23 protein-coding genes are annotated in these 21,663 nt (G+C 65.7%); 20 read left to right on the forward strand and 3 right to left on the reverse strand.

The features are described from left to right. From ACZY1F_RS07235 to ACZY1F_RS07260, 6 genes are all read left to right on the forward strand, one after another. A complete protein-coding gene (locus tag ACZY1F_RS07235) occupies positions 1-1,299 on the forward strand; it encodes a molybdopterin molybdotransferase MoeA (protein WP_463941069.1) in 1,299 nt (432 codons plus the stop codon). After that, positions 1,287-1,781 carry a cyclic pyranopterin monophosphate synthase MoaC gene (gene moaC, locus ACZY1F_RS07240; protein ID WP_463941070.1) on the forward strand — a complete coding sequence of 165 codons (495 nt, stop codon included), beginning with the start codon at positions 1,287-1,289 and terminating at the stop codon, positions 1,779-1,781. The genes ACZY1F_RS07235 and moaC overlap by 13 nt, the downstream gene beginning before the upstream one ends. After that, positions 1,778-2,347, forward strand: a complete 570-nt coding sequence (locus ACZY1F_RS07245; protein ID WP_463941071.1) for a MogA/MoaB family molybdenum cofactor biosynthesis protein — start codon at positions 1,778-1,780, stop codon at positions 2,345-2,347. The genes moaC and ACZY1F_RS07245 overlap by 4 nt, the downstream gene beginning before the upstream one ends. Then, complete coding sequence (locus ACZY1F_RS07250; protein WP_463941072.1) at positions 2,337-2,798, forward strand: molybdenum cofactor biosynthesis protein MoaE; 462 nt, start codon at positions 2,337-2,339, stop codon at positions 2,796-2,798. The genes ACZY1F_RS07245 and ACZY1F_RS07250 overlap by 11 nt, the downstream gene beginning before the upstream one ends. Positions 2,799-2,910: 112 nt before the next feature. Continuing rightward, positions 2,911-3,681 carry a 4-hydroxy-tetrahydrodipicolinate reductase gene (gene dapB, locus ACZY1F_RS07255; protein ID WP_463941073.1) on the forward strand — a complete coding sequence of 257 codons (771 nt, stop codon included), beginning with the start codon at positions 2,911-2,913 and terminating at the stop codon, positions 3,679-3,681. Between the two features lie 3 nt (positions 3,682-3,684). Further along, the gene (locus tag ACZY1F_RS07260) at positions 3,685-4,164 is read left to right on the forward strand and encodes a hypothetical protein (protein WP_463941074.1); all 480 of its coding nucleotides are present in this window, start codon (positions 3,685-3,687) and stop codon (positions 4,162-4,164) included. Between the two features lie 15 nt (positions 4,165-4,179). Here the strand turns inward: ACZY1F_RS07260 and ACZY1F_RS07265 are convergent, their stop codons facing one another. Then, positions 4,180-5,415, reverse strand: coding sequence for a heparan-alpha-glucosaminide N-acetyltransferase domain-containing protein (locus ACZY1F_RS07265; RefSeq protein WP_463941075.1), 1,236 nt, complete (start codon positions 5,413-5,415; stop codon positions 4,180-4,182). 226 nt (positions 5,416-5,641) lie between these two features. Between ACZY1F_RS07265 and ACZY1F_RS07270 the strand changes: the two genes are divergently transcribed. The 8 genes from ACZY1F_RS07270 to ACZY1F_RS07305 all read left to right on the forward strand — a co-directional run bounded on the left by ACZY1F_RS07270 (position 5,642) and on the right by ACZY1F_RS07305 (position 14,254). Further along, positions 5,642-5,944, forward strand: coding sequence for a hypothetical protein (locus tag ACZY1F_RS07270; protein WP_463941149.1), 303 nt, complete (start codon positions 5,642-5,644; stop codon positions 5,942-5,944). A gap of 9 nt (positions 5,945-5,953) precedes the next feature. Further along, on the forward strand, positions 5,954-6,700 hold the full coding sequence (locus tag ACZY1F_RS07275) for a carbon-nitrogen hydrolase family protein (protein ID WP_463941076.1): 747 nt from the start codon (positions 5,954-5,956) through the stop codon (positions 6,698-6,700). Between the two features lie 126 nt (positions 6,701-6,826). Continuing rightward, on the forward strand, positions 6,827-7,735 hold the full coding sequence (dapA, locus tag ACZY1F_RS07280; protein ID WP_463941077.1) for a 4-hydroxy-tetrahydrodipicolinate synthase: 909 nt from the start codon (positions 6,827-6,829) through the stop codon (positions 7,733-7,735). Between the two features lie 36 nt (positions 7,736-7,771). Continuing rightward, the gene (locus ACZY1F_RS07285; protein ID WP_463941078.1) at positions 7,772-9,463 is read left to right on the forward strand and encodes a ribonuclease J; all 1,692 of its coding nucleotides are present in this window, start codon (positions 7,772-7,774) and stop codon (positions 9,461-9,463) included. A gap of 130 nt (positions 9,464-9,593) precedes the next feature. Next, positions 9,594-12,515, forward strand: a complete 2,922-nt coding sequence (locus ACZY1F_RS07290; protein ID WP_463941079.1) for an FtsK/SpoIIIE family DNA translocase — start codon at positions 9,594-9,596, stop codon at positions 12,513-12,515. A 9-nt stretch (positions 12,516-12,524) separates the two neighbouring features. Further along, on the forward strand, positions 12,525-13,160 hold the full coding sequence (gene pgsA, locus ACZY1F_RS07295) for a CDP-diacylglycerol--glycerol-3-phosphate 3-phosphatidyltransferase (RefSeq protein ID WP_463941080.1): 636 nt from the start codon (positions 12,525-12,527) through the stop codon (positions 13,158-13,160). 9 nt (positions 13,161-13,169) lie between these two features. Next, positions 13,170-13,649 (forward strand): CinA family protein, encoded by a 480-nt coding sequence (locus ACZY1F_RS07300; protein WP_463941081.1) that lies wholly within the window; start codon positions 13,170-13,172, stop codon positions 13,647-13,649. A 152-nt stretch (positions 13,650-13,801) separates the two neighbouring features. Then, positions 13,802-14,254 carry a helix-turn-helix domain-containing protein gene (locus tag ACZY1F_RS07305; protein WP_056342905.1) on the forward strand — a complete coding sequence of 151 codons (453 nt, stop codon included), beginning with the start codon at positions 13,802-13,804 and terminating at the stop codon, positions 14,252-14,254. 73 nt (positions 14,255-14,327) lie between these two features. Here ACZY1F_RS07305 and ACZY1F_RS07310 read toward each other — a convergent pair whose 3' ends face one another. Next, entirely contained in the window at positions 14,328-14,897 is a 570-nt protein-coding gene (locus ACZY1F_RS07310; RefSeq protein ID WP_463941082.1) for a MarR family winged helix-turn-helix transcriptional regulator, read from the reverse strand. 41 nt (positions 14,898-14,938) lie between these two features. Here ACZY1F_RS07310 and ACZY1F_RS07315 point away from each other — a divergent pair, with 41 nt between their 5' ends. From ACZY1F_RS07315 to dapF, 6 genes are all read left to right on the forward strand, one after another. Continuing rightward, complete coding sequence (locus ACZY1F_RS07315) at positions 14,939-15,163, forward strand: DUF3046 domain-containing protein (RefSeq protein ID WP_463917474.1); 225 nt, start codon at positions 14,939-14,941, stop codon at positions 15,161-15,163. Positions 15,164-15,397: 234 nt separating this feature from the next. Then, the gene (gene recA / locus ACZY1F_RS07320; protein WP_463941083.1) at positions 15,398-16,456 is read left to right on the forward strand and encodes a recombinase RecA; all 1,059 of its coding nucleotides are present in this window, start codon (positions 15,398-15,400) and stop codon (positions 16,454-16,456) included. 184 nt (positions 16,457-16,640) lie between these two features. Then, positions 16,641-17,144: a regulatory protein RecX gene (locus ACZY1F_RS07325; protein WP_463941150.1), complete on the forward strand. Its 504-nt coding sequence runs from the start codon at positions 16,641-16,643 to the stop codon at positions 17,142-17,144. A 77-nt stretch (positions 17,145-17,221) separates the two neighbouring features. Further along, on the forward strand, positions 17,222-18,769 hold the full coding sequence (gene miaB, locus ACZY1F_RS07330) for a tRNA (N6-isopentenyl adenosine(37)-C2)-methylthiotransferase MiaB (RefSeq protein ID WP_463941084.1): 1,548 nt from the start codon (positions 17,222-17,224) through the stop codon (positions 18,767-18,769). 3 nt (positions 18,770-18,772) lie between these two features. Beyond that, positions 18,773-19,669, forward strand: a complete 897-nt coding sequence (gene miaA, locus ACZY1F_RS07335) for a tRNA (adenosine(37)-N6)-dimethylallyltransferase MiaA (RefSeq protein ID WP_463941085.1) — start codon at positions 18,773-18,775, stop codon at positions 19,667-19,669. 9 nt (positions 19,670-19,678) lie between these two features. Then, on the forward strand, positions 19,679-20,623 hold the full coding sequence (gene dapF / locus ACZY1F_RS07340; RefSeq protein ID WP_463941086.1) for a diaminopimelate epimerase: 945 nt from the start codon (positions 19,679-19,681) through the stop codon (positions 20,621-20,623). Here the strand turns inward: dapF and ACZY1F_RS07345 are convergent. Next, positions 20,604-21,218, reverse strand: coding sequence for a class I SAM-dependent methyltransferase (locus ACZY1F_RS07345; protein ID WP_463941087.1), 615 nt, complete (start codon positions 21,216-21,218; stop codon positions 20,604-20,606). The genes dapF and ACZY1F_RS07345 overlap by 20 nt on opposite strands. Positions 21,219-21,663: the final 445 nt, after the last annotated feature.

Here is a 21,663-nt window from a genome sequence, read left to right on the forward strand (position 1 = left end):
ATGCACAGCCCTCCGCACCAGCACGGCCACACTCCGAACAGCAGCGGAGACGTCCACGCCGGGCACAGCCAAACGCCAGGCCACACGCACCACCAGGCACGGTCCGTTGCCCTGCACCGGGCCGCCGTCACCGAGCTGCTGACGCCCCTGCTGGCCCAGGGAAGGACGGACACGCTGTCCCTTCGCGAGGCACTGGGCAAGGGCCTCGCCCAGGACGTGATGGCCCCACTGAGCCTTCCGCCGTTCGCCAATTCCCAAATGGACGGCTTTGCCGTCAACAGCGCGGACGTCCCCGACGGCGGTGCGGAGCTGCCTGTGGTTGTCCCTGTTCCGGCAGGTGCCGTGCCGGCGGCCCTGGACCGTGGCACCGCCGCCCCCATCATGACGGGAGCGATGATTCCCACCGGTGCTGACGCCGTCGTGCCCGTGGAACGTGCCATTCCGGACCGGTTCCCCGCCCCGGGGGAAACCACCGTTGTGTGGTTGCCGGCGACGGCGGCCGGCACCTTCGTGCGGTCGGCTGGCAGCGACATTGCAGCGGGGGACCGGGCGCTGGCCGCAGGAACCTTCCTGGGCCCGGCACAGCTGGGGCTGCTGGCGGCCCTGGGGATCGCCGAGGTCACGGTGCGCAGGCCGGTGACCGTCCTCCTGGCCACCACAGGCGACGAGGTGGTGGAACCCGGCCAGCCCCTGCCAGCCGGCAAGATCTACGATTCCAACGGAACCCTTCTCGAAAGCGCCATGCGGCAGGCGGGCCTGGCCGTGGTGCGCCCGGCCATTGCCTCCGACCATCCTGACGAATTCCGGGCACTGCTGCGCAGTCATGTTGGTGCGGTGGACCTGATCGTCACCACGGGCGGGGTCAGCAAGGGAGCCTACGAAGTTGTCCGCCAAGCCATGGAGGGCCAGGCCACCGAGTTCCTGCATGTCGCCATGCAGCCCGGCGGACCGCAGGGCATCGGGACGTTCGACGGCGTGCCGTTCCTGGGATTCCCGGGAAATCCGGTCAGTTGCCTCGTTTCCTTCGAAATGTTTCTGCGGCCCGTGCTGGCCGACCTGTTTGGCTCACCTGCCCCGCGGATCACGGCCCGCGCACGGCTGGGCCACAGCCTGTCGTCGCCTGAACACAAGCATCAGGTCCGGCGCGGAACGCTCCAGGGGGACGGAACCGTCCGCCTGGAAGGGGGCGAAAGCTCCCACCTGATGCACGCCCTCGCCGGCTCGAACGCGCTGGTTCACGTGCCCGTTGGAGTCTCGGAGCTCGCCGAGGGTGACGAGGTGGAAGTATGGATGCTGTGAATCCAGAACATAGCCCGTCCGCGCTGACCCATCTGCGCCAGGACGGAAGCGCCCAGATGGTGGACGTGTCAGCGAAAGCCGAAACCGCCAGGGAAGCCACCGCCACTGCCACAGTCCGCACCACAGACGAAGTGCTGGGCCTGCTCGGATCCGGCGGCCTGCCCAAGGGCGATGCCCTGGCCGTGGCGCGGGTCGCCGGCATTATGGCCGCAAAAAAGACGCCCGACCTCATCCCGCTCTGCCATCCCTTGCCGCTCTCGAAAGTCACCGTGGACTTCGAGCTCGGAAGCGATTCCGTGGCCATCCTGGCCACGGTCAAAACCCGCGGGGTCACCGGGGTTGAAATGGAAGCACTGACGGCGGTTTCCGTGGCTGCCCTCAGCGTGTACGACATGATCAAGGCAGTCGACAAGCACGCCGTGCTGACTGACATCAAAGTGCTGGCGAAAAGCGGCGGCAAGAGCGGGGACTGGACACTATGAGCACCGAGAGCACTATCCTGCCGGAGCCCAACACGGAGCCGCTTGCGCCTCAACCGCATGCGCCTGAGCCGCACACGCACGGCGAGGTGCAGGGCCGGAAGGCCGGGGTTGTCATTGCCTCCACCCGGGCAGCCGCAGGCATCTATGAGGATGAAACCGGGCCCGTCATTATCGACTGGCTTACCGAGCACGGTTTCGAGGCGTACCCCGCCATGGTGGTGCCGGACGGCGCGCCCGTCGGTGCGGCGATCCGCGCCCTCCTGACCCAGCATCCCGCCGTCGTGATCACCAGCGGCGGTACCGGGCTCAGCCCGGACGACCGCACACCCGACGTCACCCTGCCCCTCCTGGACCGGGAGATTCCGGGCATCATGGAGGCCATCCGGCGCGAAGGCGCGGCCAAGACGCCGCTTGCGGCGCTCAGCCGCGGGCACGCCGGAGCTGCGGGGCAGACGTTTATTGTCAACCTGCCTGGCTCACCCAAGGGAGTTATGGACGGACTGTCCGTGCTTGACCCGTTGATCGGGCATCTGTGCGACCAGCTGGAGGGCGGCCATGGGCACTGAATCCGTTTTCGAAGTTGTCCACGCGGTACTCAGCCCGCAGCCCATCTCCGTGGACCAGGCCATCACTGCCGTGGAGTCTGACACCGCGGGGGCCGTGGTCAGTTTCAGCGGGGTGGTGCGGAATCACGACGGCGGCAAGGCAGTGGAGCGGCTCAGTTACAGCGCGCACCCCACCGCTCACCAGGTAATGGCCGACGTCGTCGCCCGCCTGGCCGCCGAACATGCCGGCGACGGATCCGCTACGCAGCCCGTACGGATCTGGGCTGCCCACCGCATCGGCATGCTGGAGATCGGCGATCCGGCGCTGGTCTGTGCGGTCTCCGCTGCGCACCGCGGACAGGCCTTTGCCGTGTGTTCCGAACTGGTGGACCGCATCAAGGAGCAGGTTCCCATCTGGAAGGAACAGTTCTTCGCCGACGGCACGGTGGAGTGGGTCGGCGCAGGCAGCTGAGCAGTACCGGTTTCCCTTCTCCTGGACCAGTCCGGGTGGTGCCGCGCGCGTGCGAGGTAACGCACAGCCTTCGGTTCAATCCCGCACCCGGCCCGACGGTAGGGTTAACGGCATGATCGAACAACTCTCCGTGCCCACCCGCGTGGCGGTCCTGGGCGCCAACGGGCGCATGGGCGCCGAAGCCGTTAAGGCCGTTGAAGCTGCCTCCGACCTGCTGCTCGTAGCCGCCCTGGGACGCGGCGACTCGCTGGACCAGCTGGCCGCGTCGGGCGCCCACATCGTGGTGGACCTCACCGTTCCCGAAAGCACCGAAGCAAACGTGCGCTACGCCGTCGAGCATGGCATGCATGCCATTGTGGGGACCACCGGCTGGGATGCCACCAGGCTCGCCGGACTCGAAGCGCTGCTGGCAGAGAACCCGGAAATCGGGGTGCTGATCGCCCCCAATTTTGCCCTCGGCTCCGTACTGGCCTCAGCCTTTGCCGCCAAGGCCGCCAAATATTTCGAGTCCGTCGAAATCATCGAACTGCACCACCCGGAAAAGGTTGATGCACCGTCCGGGACCGCTGTCCGGACCGCCCAGCTCATTGCCGCCGAGCGCAAGGCCGCGGACGTTCCCTCCAGTCCTGATGCGACCACCAGTGAACTCGCCGGCGCGCGGGGTTGCGACGTTGAGGGAGTTCGCGTTCACAGCGTCCGGCTGCGCGGGCTGGTGGCCCACCAGGAGGTGCTGCTCGGCGGTCCGGGGGAGCAGTTGACATTCCGGCACGATTCCTTTGACCGTGCCTCCTTTATGCCCGGCGTTTTGCTTGGCGTGCGCAATGTTGCCGCCCATCCGGGACTGACGGTGGGCCTGGACGGCTACCTGGACCTGGGACTCTAGGCCGTGGGCGGGTTTTTTGCCGCGTTCCGGAAGAACCGCACCAAGATCTGGGTGGGTGCCGTAACGCTCCTGCTGGTCTTCTACCTGGTGGTGTCCTTCCAGCGCTCCGTGCTCCTGTTGCTGGACAGCAATCCCGCCGCCAAGGCCATCGGAGCTGCCTACCTGGTCCTCCCGGCGATCGGCGCCTGGGCCATGATCCGTGAACTGCTGTTCGGCGCACGCACGGAACAGATGGCCAAGGTCCTTGAAGCCGAAGGTGGGCTCCCTGTCGACGAGCTGCCGCGCACCCCCGCCGGCCGGATCGTCCGCGCAGCGGCGGATCTGGAATTCGAAAAGTACAAGGCCGAGGCGGAAGCCGCGCCGGGTGACTGGCGTTCCTGGTTCCGGCTCAGCTGCGCCTATGACGCTGCCGGGGACCGCAAGCGTGCCCGCGCGACCATGCGCGACGCCGAGAAACTGTTCCGCGGCAACGTTCCGGCCTAGCGCAGGCTGGCCGGGTCAGCGGAGGCTGGCCCGGTCGCCGCGCCCCAGCTGGTTGGCCGCATGGCCCACCAGCTCCAACGGGCCCCGCCACTTCAGGAGCACAAACACAACACCCACGATGATGGCCGTGGCGGCATGCGCCCAGTACATCCCATCCTCGGTCCAGCCCGCGGGCAGCGGCTTCAGGTAGAACGCCGAAACCACCCAGACATGCGCTGAGTAGAGCGTGAGCGTCATGGCACCCGCGCCGCGCAGTGGCAGCAACAGGTCCAGGTCCAGCCAGTCAGCCAGCCTGCCGAGCAGGAGGAACACGCCCACCACGGCGGCTGCCACGCCGCAGGTGTGGAGAAGGTCCAGTGTGGTGGCCGAATGCGGCGCCGCGGCCGCCAGCCACCACCATGATCCTTCCTGCCGGATTCCCGTGAGATTGACCTGGAGGACACTGTCCAGCGGGTAGCCGGGGGCGTTCAGGACTGCCTCCAGCGCGGCCCGTCCGCCCCAGTTCTCCATCGCGGCGGTACCCAAAGCCTTGGCCAGTGCGGCCACCGCCGCCCCGCCGCACAGTAGCAGGACGGGAACCATCGCCTTGGTGAGGGCCAGCCGGCCGATCACCAGGCCCACCAGCAGATACGACAGCCACTGGAACACCGGGTAGTAGCCGGTCAGGAACAGGTCTCCCAGCAGGGGGAAAGGGGTCCAGAGGTCTTCCCAGGACGGGTTGTGCCCCAGGTTAAGGGGCGGGTTGGCCGCCATCAGCCAGGGGCGGAGAAGATACGCGAGCACCGGGGAAACCACGATCCAGCCGACGGCCCACGGGCACAGCGCCTTCAGCTTCAGGCCAAGGAACGGCAGGATGCACAGGAACAGCAGGGCGTAGTGGACCAGGATGATCGCAAGGTTTACTTCCAGCCCGCCCAGTGAGAGCCCGACGGCGGCAATCACCAGGGCGCGCAGTGCGATGCCGCGGCGGGCTGCGTTCAGGGCAGTACCTTCCGGCGGAACCTGCTTTCCGGTGGACAGTGCCAGTCCCACGCCAGCCAGTACGGCAAACAGCGCGGCCGCGCGGCCGGAGAAGGTAAGGCCGATCCAGGTGGGCGTGAGGTCGGCGTTTGCCTCGAAGGTGGGGAGCAGGTGAGTGGCCATCATGCCAAGGAGCGCCAGCCCCCTGGCGGCGTCAATACCGCGGAGGCGGCCCGCGGCCTGTGAGGTTCGAGGCACCCGCGAGGGTCTTGCGGGGGCACGGGAGGTCATGAGGCGATGTTCTCACACCAAGCTTTGTGACGGCAGTCAAGGGCCGGCCTGAAACACGGTCCTGAAGTCCTTGTGTTCGAATATATGTTCGAATAATATGGACACCATGCAAACCCCATCCCAGCCGCGACCCTTTCCGGAATCCCCAGCCGCCGGCGGATCTGTGCGCCCCGCCCGGGATGCCCAGGACGCAGCTCCGGCACATCCTGCAGGGCTGATGAAAGCGATGAGTCCAGGAGTGGTGGACTTTCTTTTCCGGCAGCTCGTGGCAGGTCGGCCTCCCGTGGACATCCAGTGGCAGGACGAAGGCGTGACACTCGCCGCCCAGCCGGCGGGGGCCGAGCTGGCCCGCAGATTGGCCGACACCGACCTCGACGCTTTGACGCCCACAGAACTGTTCCACTACGTCCGGGCGGCCCAGCGGCTCGCAGCCTGGGCCGAGGGGCTGCGGGAGGCTGCAGTGGACCGGTACTGCCAGCCGGGGAATCAGCAGGATGGCGTAGTTCCCTCGGCTAGGCGGCATCCCTAGGATAAAGAGGTGACTGATGCCCTGACCGTCTCTGCCGTGCAGTACCAGGCGCTGGAAGGCGGGATTGTCCCGAATGTACAAGAACACATCCGGCTGATCGAAGATGCAAAATCCCACGGCGCCCGGCTGGTGGTGTTCCCTGAGCTGTCGTTGACGGGGTACAACCTGGCGCTACTGGCTGCTGACGAGCCGTGGCTTCAACGCGATGACCCACGCCTGGGCGATCTCCACGAAATCTGCCGCCGGACCGGGATCACCGCCGTGGCCGGTGCTGCCTATCGGGAACCGGATGGCACGCCGCGACTAGCCAGCCTCGTGATCCATCCCAACGGCACCACCGAGCTCGGCTTCAAAACGCACCTCCATGGACCGGAGGGGGAGGTCTTCACCGCGGGCGACGGGGCCGTCATGATCGAGCTGGATGGCTGGAAGATCGCGCTAGCCATCTGCTTTGACGCCGCGGTTCCGGCCCACTCCACCGGGGCAGCCCAGGCCGGCGCGGATATCTATGCCGTGTCGGCCCTGTACACGTTGGCTGAAGAGCAGCGGCTTCGCCTGCAACTCGGAGCCAGAGCCATGGACAACCGGATGTTCGCCGTCCTGGCGAACCTCGGCGGATCCACGTCGCTGGGTCCCTCCTGCGGCCTCAGCGGGTTCTGGGGACCGGACGGCTTGGAGCTCCAAAAAGCGGCCGGAACCGGCACGGAAGTAGTCACCGCCATCCTGCAGAGGAGTGCATTGCGGAAATTCCGCTGACCTTGCCGGGAGCCGATCCGCAGTGCGTGTTGACCGCGGTCCCGGTGGCATCCCGGCCCCCTGTTTGACGCGTATCACGCCGCCCCCATTGTCCTAACCAGCCGCCGACAGGGTAACGTTTTTTCCATGCCTCACAAATCCGCCACCGCTCCTGCCCTTGGTACGCTCCTGACCGCCATGGTCACGCCCTTCACCAAGGATGGCGCCGTGGACTACAGGCAGGCAGCCGAACTGGCCACCAAACTTGTGGACGATGGCTGCGACGGCTTGGTCGTCACCGGGACTACCGGCGAAACGTCCACCCTGTCGGATGAAGAAAACCTTGGCATGTTCCGCGCTGTCAAGGAGGCCGTGGGAGACCGCGCCGCCATCATTGCCGGCACCGGGACGAACGACACCGCACATTCGGTGCACCTCTCCCAGCAGGCGGCAGCGCTCGGCGTCGACGGCCTGCTGCTCGTCACGCCTTACTACAACAAGCCCAGCCAGGCCGGGGTCCGGGCACACTTTGAGGCCGTCGCGTCTGCAACCGATGTGCCCGTTATGCTCTATGACATTCCGGGCCGCTCGTCCATCGCGATCGAGCCCGAAACCATGATCCGCCTGGCGCAGCACCCGAACATCGTCGCGGTCAAGGATGCCAAAGCCGATTTCGTGGCAGCCAGCCGCGTGATGGCAGAGACGGACCTGTACTTCTACTCTGGCGACGACGGCCTGACCCTTCCGTGGATGTCCCTGGGCGCCGTCGGACTCGTGGGTGTCACAACCCACATCGCAACGCGCCGCTTCCGCGAACTGATCGACGCCATCAATGCGAACGACTTCGAAACCGCGCGTAAGATCAACTTCGAGCTGCTGCCCGTTGTAAGGGCAACGATGACCCGCATCCAGGGAGCCGTTGCAGCCAAACTAATTCTTAAATGGCAGGGAGTCCTGCCCAACTCGATTGTCCGTTTGCCCCTCGTGGAGCCGGACGAAGCCGAGATCGTATCCATCCGCGAGGATTTGGCGGAAGCGGGGCTGGTCTTTCCCTGAGGGACCAGCAACCTTCCGCCTGGAAAGTAGTGCACTATGACCCAAACCGCCCTTCCTGGCCTTGTCACGCCTCCACGCCTGCCGCAAGGCACCCTTCGGATCGTTCCGCTGGGCGGACTGGGGGAGATCGGCCGGAACATGGCCGTGTTCGAAATCGACGGCAAACTGCTCATCGTGGACTGTGGAGTCCTCTTCCCGGAGGAGACCCAGCCCGGCGTTGACCTGATCCTGCCCGATTTCTCCTACATCGAGAACCGTCTCGACGACATCGTGGCCGTTGTCCTGACCCACGGCCACGAGGACCACATCGGTGCCGTTCCCTACCTCCTGCGGCTGCGCGCCGATATCCCCCTGGTGGGCTCACAGCTGACGCTGGCCCTCATCGAGGCCAAGCTGCAGGAACACCGGATCCGTCCGTACACGATGACCGTTGAGGAGGGCCAGGTCGAAAAGTTTGGCCCCTTCGAATGTGAGTTCGTCGCGGTCAACCACTCCATCCCCGACGCACTGGCCGTGTTCATCCGCACGGCCGGCGGCACTGTCCTGCACACGGGCGACTTCAAGATGGACCAGCTGCCCCTGGACGGCCGGATCACCGACCTCCGGCACTTCGCCAAGCTGGGTGAAGAGGGCGTTGACCTCTTTATGTCCGACTCCACCAACGCCGACGTACCGGGCTTCACCACCGCCGAAAAGGAAATCGGCCCCACGCTGGAACGGCTCTTCGGCCAGGCCACCAAGCGCATCATCGTGGCGTCCTTCTCCTCGCATGTCCACCGCGTCCAGCAGGTGCTCGACGCCGCCGCCAAGCACAACCGCAAGGTGGCCTTCGTGGGCCGCTCTATGGTTCGCAACATGGCCATCGCCGCCAAGCTCGGCTACCTTGACGTTCCCGAGGGCCTCCTTGTGGACATCAAGAACATCGACAACCTGCCGGACAACCGCGTGGTCCTGATGTCCACGGGCTCCCAGGGCGAACCGATGGCCGCGCTTTCCCGCATGGCCAACGGCGACCACCGCGTCGTGGTGGGCGACGGCGACACCGTGATCCTTGCCTCCAGCCTCATCCCGGGCAATGAGAACGCCGTCTTCCGCATCATCAACGGCCTGCTCAAGCTCGGCGCGGACGTCATCCACAAGGGCAACGCCAAGGTGCACGTCTCCGGACACGCGGCCGCGGGCGAGCTGCTCTACTGCTACAACATCCTCGAGCCGCTCAACGCCATGCCCGTCCACGGCGAGACCCGCCACCTGATCGCCAACGGCAAGATCGCCATCGAGTCCGGCGTCCCCACCGCCAGCGTCATCCTTGCCGACAACGGCACCGTGATCGACCTCAAGGACCACCGCGCAGACGTCGTGGGCCAGGTTGAAGTGGGCTTCGTCTACGTGGACGGCTCCAGTGTCGGCGAGGTCACGGAAGCGGACCTCAAGGACCGCCAGACGCTGGGCGATGAAGGATTCATCTCCATCATCACCGTCATCAACCGCACCACCGGCAAGGTGGTCTCCGGACCCGAGATCCACGCCCGCGGCGTGGCAGAGGAGGATTCGGTCTTCGACGAGATCATTCCCAAGATCAACGCCGCCCTGGAAGAAGCCGTGCTCAACCGCACGGACCACACCACGCACCAGCTCCAGCAGGTTGTCCGCCGCGTTGTCGGCACCTGGGTCAACCGCAAGCTGCGCCGCAAGCCCATGATCATCCCGGTGGTCCTCGAGGCGTAACAGCCCCGAAGGCAAGCGGAATGGCAAAGGCCCGGTTCTTCTGGAACCGGGCCTTTCGCATCTGCAACATGAGGCCGGGAACAGCCGGAAATCCGCGGAAAACCGCGTCAGTTCCGGTACCGTGGCACGTATGGCCACTCGTACTACTCCCGCGCCCCGGGGCACCGCTGGCGGCAAGTCCAGCGCCAAATCCGGCAGCCCTGCGGGCCGCGGTGCAGGCGCCACAGGATCCAGCCGCACCGGCGGCCGGGCCGGTTCATCGACGGGCACCGCACGCACCCGCCAGCTTCCCGCCGTCGAACAGCGGCAGCCCTGGCTCCTTCGCGTTGTGGGCGGCGCCTGGTTGGGCGTCGGCCATCTGGTCGGCGGTGGAGTCCGCAGGATCGGCTCCGATGTCAGCGACCTGCCGGCAGAAGAACGCCGCGACGGTGCTGCCCTGTTCAACCTTGCCCTGGGCGTTTTCATTGCCACCTTCGCCTGGTGGGGAATGACCGGCTGGTTCCCCGACGCCGTCTACAGCGTGGTCAACGGCACCTTCGGCTGGATGTCGCTGCTTTTGCCGCTGATGTTGTTTGTTTGTGCCTTCCGGCTCTTCCGGCAACCCGACGATGGCCGGGGAAACAACCGGGTGGGGATCGGTTTCCTCATCATGACCTTTGCGGGCTGCGGCCTTGCCCACGTTGTGGGCGGGCAGCCCACCGTCGCCGAAGGCTTCGACGGCCTCCGCCAGGCCGGCGGTATGCTCGGTTTCCTGGCCGCCTCACCTCTCGCGGCCATCCATGCAGCAGTGCCCGTCGTGGTCTACGGGCTGCTGGCCTTCATCTCATTGCTCATCATTACCGCAACCCCCTTCGGGGCCATTCCACGCCGGCTCCGGGGGGCCTATGAGCACCTCATGGGCCTGGACCTGCAGGAACCCGGCGATGACGGGGACAGCCACGACCGCAGCTACCTCGAGGAAACCCAGGCCGCCGCTGCGCCGCGGAAGAAGAAGCGGCGCTTCTTCGGCAAGGACGACGAGTCCGACGCCGGTCTGGAAGGCTACGTGGGCGACGAAGCCTTCGAGCACGCCGTTATCGACGACGACGAGGCCGACGCAAACGCCGGCAGTGGATCGCGCCCCGCTCCCGGCGTGCGCCGCCCCACGAAGGCGGAGATCGCCGTCGAGAAAATCAAAGCCGCCCAGGGCATCGGCACTGCAGGGAGGGCTCCGGCAGAGGACAACGCCACCGAGGCCATCCCGCTGGTCACCCCCGGGATGGTCGCCGCCGGTTCACTGAACGCTGCACCTGCCGCCGTTGCGCAGGTGCCGGCCAAGCCCGTCACGCCCATGCCCCTTCCGGCTCCGATTCCGCAGCGGACAGAGCAACTCTCACTGGCGGGCGACGTCACCTACACCCTGCCGCCGTCGGACGTTCTGACCCCGGGTTCCATCCCCAAGGAGCGCACCGAAGCGAACGACGCCATTGTTGCTTCCCTGACCGAGACCCTCAACCAGTTCAATGTGGAAGCGCAGGTCACCGGCTTCAGCCGCGGGCCCACCGTCACGCGGTACGAGATCGAGCTCTCCCCGGGCACCAAGGTGGAGCGCGTCACCGCCCTGTCCAAGAACATCTCCTACGCCGTCGCTTCCAGCGACGTCCGGATCCTTAGCCCCATTCCGGGCAAGTCCGCCATCGGTATCGAGATTCCCAATACGGACCGCGAGACCGTTTCCCTCGGCGACGTCCTTCGCAGCCAGAACGCGCGCCGGACCGACCACCCCATGGTGATGGGTGTCGGCAAGGATGTCGAAGGCGGCTACGTCGTGGCGAACCTCGCCAAGATGCCTCACCTGCTCGTCGCAGGTGCCACAGGCGCCGGTAAGTCCTCCTTTGTGAACTCCATGATCACCTCGATCCTCATGCGGGCAACCCCGGATGAGGTCCGCATGGTCATGGTGGACCCCAAGCGTGTGGAACTGACCGCCTACGAAGGCGTCCCGCACCTGATCACGCCCATCATCACCAACCCGAAGAAGGCTGCCGAGGCCCTGCAGTGGGTAGTCCGCGAGATGGACGCCCGTTACGACGACCTCGCCAACTACGGTTTCAAGCACATCGATGACTTCAACAAGGCAGTCCGTGCTGGCAAGGTCCAGCCGCCCGTGGACTCCAAGCGCGTCATCCGGCCCTACCCGTACCTGCTGGTGATTGTTGACGAGCTCGCCGACCTGATGATGGTGGCCCCGCGCGACGTCGAAGACTCCATCGTCCGCATCACCCAGCTGGCCCGCGCCGCCGGCATCCACCTGGTCCTGGCCACCCAGCGGCCCTCCGTGGACGTCGTCACCGGCCTGATCAAGGCCAACGTGCCCTCCCGGATGGCCTTCGCCACGTCCTCCGTCACCGACTCCCGCGTGGTCCTTGACCAGCCCGGCGCCGAGAAGCTCATCGGCCAGGGCGATGCTCTGTTCCTGCCGATGGGTGCCTCAAAGGCCATGCGTGTCCAGGGCGCCTGGGTCACGGAGTCCGAAATCCACAAGGTCGTGGAACACGTCAAGGGCCAGCTCAAAGTCGATTACCGCCACGATGTCGCCCCCGAGGCGCCAAAAAAGCAGATCGACGACGACATCGGGGACGACCTCGAAGTGCTGCTGCAGGCCACCGAACTGGTGGTCACCACCCAGTTCGGTTCGACGTCGATGCTCCAGCGCAAGCTCCGGGTAGGCTTCGCCAAGGCCGGGCGGCTGATGGACCTGCTCGAGTCCAGGGGAGTGGTTGGCCCCTCAGAAGGGTCCAAGGCGCGCGACGTTCTGGTAAAACCGGACGACCTCGCTTCGGTGCTCGCGGCCATGAAGGGCCAGGACGCGCCCGCAGTTGCTGACTCGCAGACTGCGGCGCTCAGCGACAACGCCAACTCGAACATCGCCCAGGGCGGTTACGCGGAGGACCTCGTGCAGGCGGACCTGGACCAGCGCAGCCAGAAGGTTGAGTACTTCGACGGCGCCGACGGCACGTCGGGCGACGACGAGGACGGTTCCGAAGACGCGTGGTCACTCACCGGACGGTAGCCTAGGAGTGTGACTAGTACCGAAGCAACTGCCGCTGGCTCCAGCAGCCCAGGAATCTGGAATCTTCCCAACATCCTGACCATGCTGCGCATCGCCCTGGTGCCGTTCTTTGTCTGGTTCCTCCTCGCCGATGCCCCAGGGCTGAGCAGCGAGTCAGGGCCCTGGCGATGGGCCGCGGTGGCGGCGTTCGCCGTCGCCATCTACACTGACAAGCTCGACGGCGACATCGCCAGGAGCCGTGGACTCGTCACCAATTTCGGCAAAATTGCAGACCCCATCGCCGACAAGCTCCTCATCGGCTCAGCCCTGGTGATGCTCTCCGTCCTGAATGAACTGCCGTGGTGGGTCACCATCGTCATCCTCGTCAGGGAATGGGGCATCACCGCACTCCGTTTCTTTGTCATCCGGTACGGTGTCATCCCAGCCTCCCGCGGAGGCAAGCTTAAGACCGTCGTTCAGACGGCCGCGATCTTCCTGTACCTCCTGCCACTCGGTGCACTGGCGCCATGGCTTGTGTGGGTGGCTTTCGCCGTCATGATGGTGGCTGTGCTGATCACGGTATGGACCGGCGTCGAGTACGTCATTGAAGCCCTGCGAATTCGGTCACAGGGCAAACGGGCGGGAACAACTACAGCTGGAAACTAGGGAGCCGACGTGACCAACCTTCACCACCTGGCGGAACAGGCAGTCAAAACGGCCTTGGAAATGGGCCGCACCGTAGCGACCGCAGAGTCGCTCACTGCAGGAATGGTCAGTGCCGTTCTCGCCGACACAGCCGGAGCTTCGGGCATGCTCCAGGGCGGCGTGGTGGCTTACCAGAACTCCGTCAAAGTGGACGTCCTTGGCGTTCCGGCAGGGCTGCTGGCTGCTGCCGGATCCGTTGACGGTGCCGTCGCAGCCGCCATGGCGGCCGGGGCACGGACTGCGCTGCGGGCTGACATCGGTATCGCCACCACGGGGGTTGCCGGCCCGGAGGAACACGACGGCAAGGCGGTGGGGACGGTGTACATCGGGATTGCCACAGCGGCCGGTGCGTCCCACGTCGAGTACGGCTTCACGGGTAACCGGGCAGAGATCCGCGGACAGGCTTGTGGTGCGGCGCTGGAAAGCCTGATCGAGGCCCTGTCTTCCTGAAGCTACCGGGCGTAAAGTTGCCGGGAACAAATCCCGGTGTCCATTAGTTATTACATTGTGTCGCTTCCGGAGAGCGGAGGCGCCTAGGATGAATAAACCAGCACGGTTCGCTCCACGGCGGACCGCACTTATGAGGGAGCAAGGCGATACAGATGGTAAAGCAGCCCGTATCCATAAACGGCGTTGTCCGCTGGAAGGATGTGGGCCTCGCCGATCAGGCCAAGAGCGAACAGAAGGAGCGCAAGATGGTTGTACTTCGTCACGAAATCGGTGATGTCCTGCGCGATGTACGCCAGCGCCAGGGACGCACGCTCCGCGAAGTTTCGCACAGCGCCCGTGTTTCCTTGGGCTACCTCAGCGAAGTAGAACGCGGCCAGAAGGAAGCTTCATCAGAGCTCCTCTCGTCCATCTGCTCAGCCCTGGACGTGCCGCTGTCCAGCATGCTCAGGGAAGTCAGCGACCGTGTCGCCGTCGCCGAGGGCGTAGCCGTTCCGGACACCGTTCCCCAGGAATTCTCTCAGCGCTACGGCCGCGACCTTGATCGCGATCTGAACGCTGAACTCAACAACGAACTGTCCAAGGGCCTGCTTTCCGGCGCACGGTAAGCCGTCCGCAGGAGCCAGACAGGAAGTGCAACAAAGCCTCCGGCCAATGGCCGGAGGCTTTGCTGTGTGGTGGCTATTTTGCCGTGTCGCCGGCGGACGGGTCCTTCACGAAGCCGTCGAGCTCAAACATGGAGTTAAGCTTTGCCATGTATTCGGCGAGGGTCTGCAGTTCCCCGACCGGCCACTCACCCAGCCGCTCTCGGAAATCCTGGCGGCGCGCATCCTGGACCTGATGCATCTTTTCCTCGCCCTTTTCGGTCAGGCGGATCGACTGCGCCCTACCGTCCAGGGGGTCAGCTTCCTTGAACACCAACCCGATGCTCTCCAGGAAAGCGATCTGGCGGCTGACGGAAGGCTTGCCCACACCGATGTTCAGGGCCAGGTCCGTCAACCGGATGGGTCCCTCGCGCCGGATGACCGAAAGCAGCCCGTAGGCTGCCGGTTCCATGTCCGGGTGCACCTGCCGCGAGAGCTGATGGGACACCGACCGGGCACGCCGCCAAAAGAGACTGATTTGGTGTTCCACGGTGTTCAGGGCTTCATCGACGGTGTCCTTGGCGGCACCTGTCTCCGCAGGGGACGTCGCGGGAACGCCGGTCTCAGGAAGGCCTGTCGCAGGGGGGCCGTCGGCAGGGTTGCTCATGGCAACAATTCTAGGGTCCGGGACCGTGAGAGACTCTATTGGTGCGGATCAGTGACTATTGGCGGCTTATGGACGACGAATTCGGGGCCGGCTACTCCCGGGTCTTGAGCAGCACCCTGGTCCTGGCCGGGGCCGGCGGGCGCACCGCGGACCAGGCCCTCGCGGCCGGGCTGAGCCCCCGACAGGTGTGGCTGGCCGTCTGCGACGTCCAGGATGTGCCGCCGGAGCGGCGCCTGGGACGCGACGTCAAACCCCTGCGCGACTGACGCCGCCACCAACGCGTCCGCGTTCTCCAGGCTCATGTGCGCCCCTTTCTGGGCTGACACGCCGCCGGAACTGTTCGAATATCTGTTCGGGTAAAGCTATGCTTTTCGTAGTGGGTTATCCACATAGGCGATGTCATCCGGCCAGAATGTCAGCGGGTGCCATTAGCGTCAGAGATGACCAAGAAATGGCCGCTGAGGCCACTCCAAAGCGAGAAAGCATTAGAGGTGTGAACCATGGCGGCAGCCCCGGATCGGCAAAAGGCGCTCGACGCAGCGCTGGCACAGATCGACAAGCAGTTCGGCAAGGGCTCGGTTATGCGGCTGGGCGATGAAGTCCGTGCCCCCATCGAGGTCATCCCCACCGGATCCATTGCGTTGGACGTGGCTTTGGGAATTGGCGGCCTGCCCCGCGGCCGCGTAGTGGAGATCTATGGTCCGGAATCTTCGGGTAAGACCACCGTGGCCCTGCACGCTGTTGCCAACGCGCAGCGCTTGGGCGGCATTGCCGCCTTCATCGACGCCGAGCACGCACTGGACCCCGAATACGCCGCCCGGCTGGGCGTGGATACGGACGCCCTCCTGGTCTCGCAGCCGGATACAGGCGAGCAGGCCCTGGAAATCATGGACATGCTGATCGGCTCCGGCTCGCTGGACGTCATCGTCATTGACTCCGTTGCTGCCCTGGTGCCGCGTGCGGAAATCGAGGGCGACATGGGCGATAGCCACGTGGGCCTGCAGGCCCGCCTCATGAGCCAGGCGCTGCGTAAGATCACCGGCCGCCTGAGCCAGACCAAAACCACTGCCATCTTCATCAACCAGCTCCGTGAAAAGATCGGCGTGTTCTTCGGCTCCCCGGAGACCACCACCGGCGGTAAGGCCCTGAAGTTCTACGCGTCTATCCGCATCGACGTCCGTCGGATCCAGACTCTCAAGGAAGGTGCCGACTCCGTCGGTAACCGCACCAAGGCCAAGATCGTCAAGAACAAGATGGCCCCGCCCTTCAAGATCGCCGAATTCGACATCATCTACGGCCAGGGCATCTCCCGCGAGGGCGGCATCATCGACATGGGCGTGGAGCACGGCATCATCAAGAAGTCGGGTTCGTGGTTCACGTACGACGGAGACCAGCTGGGCCAGGGCATGGAGAACTCCCGCAGGTTCCTGCGCGACAACCCCGAGCTGGCGACCGAACTGGAACGCCTGATCAAGGAGAAGCTTGGTGTCGGGGTAGTCAAGCCCGCCGAAGACGATGCCAAAGAGACCCCGAAGCTGAAGGCTGTTGACGGCTTCTAGGGACGCCGCTGACCTGACGGCCGGGCGGAGCGCCGGCTGGCGTGCGGCCGGGCAGGACGCCGGATCGGGCCGACGGCAGAAGAGACGGGGCGGCGGACGCCCCGGGTTCGGGCCGGACGGACCCGATCCGGAGGCTGCCATCGCAGCCGGCGCAAACGCAGATGCCGAACCGGATCCCGCGTCCGTGGCGCGGGCCATCGTGCTCCGGCAGTTGACCACTTCGGCCAAGAGCCGGCTACAGCTGGCGCGGAAACTGGCCGAGCGGAACATCCCGGATGATGTGGCGGAAGCCGTCCTGGACCGCTTCCAGGAGGTCCGCCTCATTGACGACGCCGAGTTCGCCGACATGTGGGTGCGCAGCCGGTCACAGTCCCGGAAGCTCGCCAAAGGGGCCCTCCGGCGCGAGTTGGCGGACAAGGGGATTGACGCGGACACCGCCGCCGCCGCGCTGGAACAGCTTTCTGACGCGGACGAGGAAGTGGCTGCCCGGCTCCTGGTGGAACGCAAGCTCCGGGCAGGCACGGATTTGTCCGACCGCGCCGAGCGGGACAAGATCACCCGGCGGTTGGCGTCCATGCTGGCCCGCAAGGGCTATCAGCCGTCGCAGGCGTTCCGGATCGTCGGTGAAGTGCTGGACGCACATACGGAGACCCAAGCAGACGCACCGGACAACCTGCTGGATCCATAGGCCCGCCGAAGCGGCGACCTCGCCGATCCGGCAACCAGAGCGATTCAGCAACCTGGGCGACCCGCTACCCTTAACAGGTGAGTTTGACCATTCCTTCCCCCGCATCCGGTACCGCCCCGTCAACCGACCCTGCCCTGCAGCAGCCCCGTACCTATCAGGTACGCACGTTCGGCTGCCAGATGAACGTGCATGATTCGGAGCGGATGGCCGGCATGCTCGAGGCCGCGGGCTACGTGCCGGCTATCGGTGAGCAGGCCGACGTCGTGGTCTTCAACACTTGCGCGGTCCGGGAAAACGCGGACAACAAGCTCTACGGGAACCTGGGCATGCTGGCGCCGGTCAAGGCGGCCAACCCGGGGATGCAGATCGCCGTCGGCGGCTGCCTGGCCCAGAAGGACCGCGAGACCATCCTCAAGAAGGCTCCCTGGGTGGACGCTGTCTTCGGCACCCACAACGTCGGGGCGCTGCCGGCACTGTTGGACCGGGCAAGGCACAACAATGAAGCCCAGCTGGAGATCCTCGAATCCCTGGACGTCTTCCCCTCCACCCTGCCCACCAAGCGTGATTCGGTGTATTCCGGCTGGGTGTCCATCTCGGTCGGCTGCAACAACACCTGCACGTTCTGTATTGTCCCGGCCCTGCGCGGGAAGGAAAAAGACCGCCGCCCGGGGGACATCCTGGCGGAAATCCAGGCCCTTGTGGATGACGGCGCCATCGAAGTCACCCTGTTGGGCCAGAACGTGAACTCGTACGGCGTGGAGTTCGGTGACCGGCAGGCGTTCTCCAAGCTCCTGCGCGCTTGCGGCGAAATCAACGGGCTGGAGCGGGTCCGCTTCACCAGCCCCCACCCCGCCGCCTTCACCGAGGACGTCATTGACGCCATGGCCGAAACCCCCAACGTGATGCCGCAGCTGCACATGCCGCTGCAGTCCGGGTCCGACAAAGTGCTGAAGGACATGAAACGGTCCTACCGGTCCACCAAGTTCCTGGGCATCTTGGACAAGGTCCGCGAGAAGATCCCGCACGCCGCCATCTCCACCGACATCATTGTCGGCTTTCCCGGCGAGACTGAGGAAGACTTCCAGGCCACCCTCGACGTTGTGGAGAAGTCACGCTTCGCCACCGCCTTCACCTTCCAGTATTCGAAGCGTCCGGGCACCCCGGCTGCCGACCTGCCGGACCAGCTTCCCAAAGCCGTGGTCCAGGAACGTTTTGAACGCCTGACCGCACTGCAGGACAGGATTGCCGCCGAGGAAAACGCCACGCAGCTTGGCCGCCGGGTAGAGGTGATGGTCACTGCCCATTCAGGGCGCAAGTCCGAAGAAACCCACAGGCTGTCCGGCCGGTCCCAGGACCAGCGGCTGGTGCACTTCTCTGTTCCCGAGGGGGCGGAGACGCCGCGTCCCGGGGACCTGGTCACCGTGACCATCACCGAAGCCGCAGCCTTCCACCTCGTGGCCGATCCGTCGGTGCAGGACTACAGCCTGCGGCGCTCCCGCGCGGGGGATGCCTGGGACAGGTCCCAGGCCGACTCGTGCGGTGCTCCCGTGCCGGCTGCCGCAGGCGGCCCCGGCCGGAGCGGAGTCTCGCTGGGTATGCCCACGCTGCCGGTCCGGAGCCGCTGACCGGTGGTCCGGCCTCCGGTTATTGCCGTTGTTGGTCCCACGGGGTCCGGTAAGTCCGATCTGGCCGTGAACCTTGCCCTGGAACTGGACGGCGAGGTCATCAATGCCGATGCCATGCAGTTCTACCGCGGGATGGACATAGGCACCGCCAAGATCACGCAGGCAGAGCGCAAGGGGGTTCCCCACCATCTCCTGGACATCCTGGACGTCACGGAGGAGGCCAGCGTTTCAGACTTCCAGCAGCAGGCCCGGAGCATCGTCAGCGATATCCACGCACGCGGCAAGCGCGCCATTCTGGCAGGCGGTTCGGGTCTCTATGTGCGGGCTGCCCTCGACATCCTCGAATTTCCCGGCACGGATCCTGTCCTCCGGGGGCAGCTTGAGGCGGAGCTCGAGGAAGCCGGCCTGGATGCCCTCCTGGCGCGGCTTCGGGAGGTTGACCCGGTGTCAGCGGCCCGTGTCTCCGATTCGCGCCGGATCATCAGGGCGCTCGAAGTCCACGAGCTCACCGGCCGGCCGTTCAGCTCCTTTATGCCCCAGCGCGAGTATTTCCAGCCTGCTGTCCAGATCGGGTTGGCGGTGGACCGCAACGTCCTCCGTGGACGGTTGGCCCAGCGCGTCCACACCATGGTGGACCAGGGGTTATTGGCGGAAGTGGGCCGGCTGGATGCGGCCGGTCTGCGTGTCGGTAAAACTGCCCCGCGGGCCCTGGGCTATGCCCAGTTCCTGAAAGTGCTCGACGGCGGCTCAACAGTTGCCGAGGCAGCCGAGGACACCATCGTGGCCACCCGGCAGTTCGCCAGGCGCCAGCTCACCTGGTTCCGTGCCGATCCCCGCATCAGCTGGCTGGACTGGCAGGCGCCGGACCTTGCGGCCCAGTCCGTGGCGCTCAGCCGGTAATCTAGGACCATGGACGTAACTCCCGCAGAGACCACAGAGCCCGCCTTCCGCACCCTGGGCGGACTCCGCTTCTCCAAGGGACACGGCACAGGCAACGACTTTGTGCTGATCGCTGACCCCGACGGCGTCCACACCATCGATGCCGGCCAGGTAGCCGCCCTCTGCGACCGTCACCGCGGAATCGGTGGCGACGGCCTGATCCGTGCCGTCCCCTCCCGGTACCTCTCCGAAGGGCGCGAGCTGCTGCTGAGCAGCCCCGAGGCGGAGTGGTTCATGGACTACCGCAACGGCGACGGTTCGCTCTCAGAAATGTGCGGCAACGGGGTCCGCGTTTTTGTGCACTTCCTGCGTGCCGAGGGACTGGTACACCTGCCCGACGGCGGCGCACTCACCATCGGGACGCGCGGCGGCGTCAAGACCGTGGTCCGGACCGGGGACAGCTACGCGGTGGACATGGGGCCGTGGGAGTTTATTTTCCCCGGCGACGCGACCGCCAAGGCCATGGATTCGCTGGTCACCGCGGACGGCCTGGAGGTGCCCCGCCCGGCACTGTCCGTCAGCATGGGCAACCCGCACACCGTGGTGGCGCTGGCTGAACTGTCCGAGCTGGAGTCCACCAGGCTCTACACGGCTCCGCAGGTCGATCCGGTGCCCGCCAATGGAACCAACGTTGAATTCGTGGTGCCTGCTGAACCGCTGGTCCACAACGGGATCGGCACCGTCACCATGCGCGTCCACGAGCGGGGCGTGGGTGAAACCCAGTCCTGCGGTACAGGCGCGTGCGCGGCCGCAGTGGCCATCCGGCACTGGGCAGGGGCAGAAGCTCCGGACTCCTGGCAGGTCAACGTGCCGGGCGGTGTCGTCGGCGTTAAGTTCTTCGCCGGGGCCGGCGGGCACGAGCACGTCGAGCTTAGCGGGCCCGCCGTAATTGTCGCTACTGGGACGCTTTCCTGACCCGAAGGACCCGGAAAGACTTGGACGTGGACTCCCGGCTGACGGTGAACGATGCATCCAGCTCCGTCGAGAGCCAGCGTTGAAGCGAATCCGAGCCCAGGTTCTTTTGGACCACCAGCCATGCGGAACCGCCCGGCGCCAGCCGCGGCAGCCACATCTTCAGGAGGCTGTGGAGTTCATCCTTGCCGATCCGGATCGGCGGGTTGGACCAGATCGTGTCGAAGCGCAGTTCCGGGTCCACGGCGTCAGGAGTGCTGGCCTGCACGTTGTCCAAGCCCAGCAGGGAAGCATTCTCGTTGGTCAGCGTGATGCAGCGTTCGTTGACGTCCACGGCGTACACCTTGGCATGCGGCGCGCGCAGTGCGAGAGTCAGGGCAATGGGCCCCCAGCCGCAGCCGATGTCAAGGAGGTTGCCTGTGGGGTCCGGGGCCGGGACCTCGGCCAGGAGCACCGCCGTCCCCTTGTCAATGCCGTCGGGACTGAAGATGCCGCCGGACGTCTGCAACCTGCGCGTCTCTCCGGCCAGTTCCACGGTGAGCGGTTTGCGGGTGAACGGCCCGGCGGGCGATGCGCTGAAATAGTGTGCGGACTCCATAACTGGCCAGATTAGTTGGCCGGGGTGGACAATGCGAAACCGCGGCCACCGCTTCTGCTAATCTTGAAACCATGTTCCTGATCTTCGAGTAGCCGGCACGGGCAGCGTCTTGCCCGACAGGGCCCGCGACGCCGCCTGTCCCGAAGCCGTGCCCCGCAGCGATGCAGGTATCAACCTTCCGCAAGTGCGCCACATAACAGGTGTTCGTAGCTGTTATGCCGCCGGGCAATACTCGAGTGATCTGCCGACGCCGGTCCCTTGCTATTTGCCCGCGCTTTCCACCACTCCACGCATCTCCCGGATGCGAAGACTCCCTGCACGCCACGGTCCCGACCAGCGCGCGCAGCAGACCAGGAGGCCCGGATGACTGCAAGCCGTCAGCCCAGCGCGAATACTTCACCACAGACCAACGATCAGCACTATTCTGAAAATGCCGAATCTTCAA

It is taken from the genome of Pseudarthrobacter xylosi (genome assembly GCF_055412765.1).

Coding starts and splice junctions, on each gene's coding strand:
- ACZY1F_RS07235 (WP_463941069.1), top strand. CDS start 1: ATGCACAGCCCTCCGCACCAGCACGGCCACACTCCGAACAGCAGCGGA.
- moaC (WP_463941070.1), top strand. CDS start 1,287: ATGGATGCTGTGAATCCAGAACATAGCCCGTCCGCGCTGACCCATCTG.
- ACZY1F_RS07245 (WP_463941071.1), top strand. CDS start 1,778: ATGAGCACCGAGAGCACTATCCTGCCGGAGCCCAACACGGAGCCGCTT.
- ACZY1F_RS07250 (WP_463941072.1), top strand. CDS start 2,337: ATGGGCACTGAATCCGTTTTCGAAGTTGTCCACGCGGTACTCAGCCCG.
- dapB (WP_463941073.1), top strand. CDS start 2,911: ATGATCGAACAACTCTCCGTGCCCACCCGCGTGGCGGTCCTGGGCGCC.
- ACZY1F_RS07265 (WP_463941075.1), bottom strand. CDS start 5,415: ATGACCTCCCGTGCCCCCGCAAGACCCTCGCGGGTGCCTCGAACCTCA.
- ACZY1F_RS07270 (WP_463941149.1), top strand. CDS start 5,642: ATGAGTCCAGGAGTGGTGGACTTTCTTTTCCGGCAGCTCGTGGCAGGT.
- dapA (WP_463941077.1), top strand. CDS start 6,827: ATGCCTCACAAATCCGCCACCGCTCCTGCCCTTGGTACGCTCCTGACC.
- ACZY1F_RS07285 (WP_463941078.1), top strand. CDS start 7,772: ATGACCCAAACCGCCCTTCCTGGCCTTGTCACGCCTCCACGCCTGCCG.
- ACZY1F_RS07290 (WP_463941079.1), top strand. CDS start 9,594: ATGGCCACTCGTACTACTCCCGCGCCCCGGGGCACCGCTGGCGGCAAG.
- ACZY1F_RS07305 (WP_056342905.1), top strand. CDS start 13,802: ATGGTAAAGCAGCCCGTATCCATAAACGGCGTTGTCCGCTGGAAGGAT.
- ACZY1F_RS07310 (WP_463941082.1), bottom strand. CDS start 14,897: ATGAGCAACCCTGCCGACGGCCCCCCTGCGACAGGCCTTCCTGAGACC.
- recA (WP_463941083.1), top strand. CDS start 15,398: ATGGCGGCAGCCCCGGATCGGCAAAAGGCGCTCGACGCAGCGCTGGCA.
- dapF (WP_463941086.1), top strand. CDS start 19,679: ATGGACGTAACTCCCGCAGAGACCACAGAGCCCGCCTTCCGCACCCTG.
- ACZY1F_RS07345 (WP_463941087.1), bottom strand. CDS start 21,218: ATGGAGTCCGCACACTATTTCAGCGCATCGCCCGCCGGGCCGTTCACC.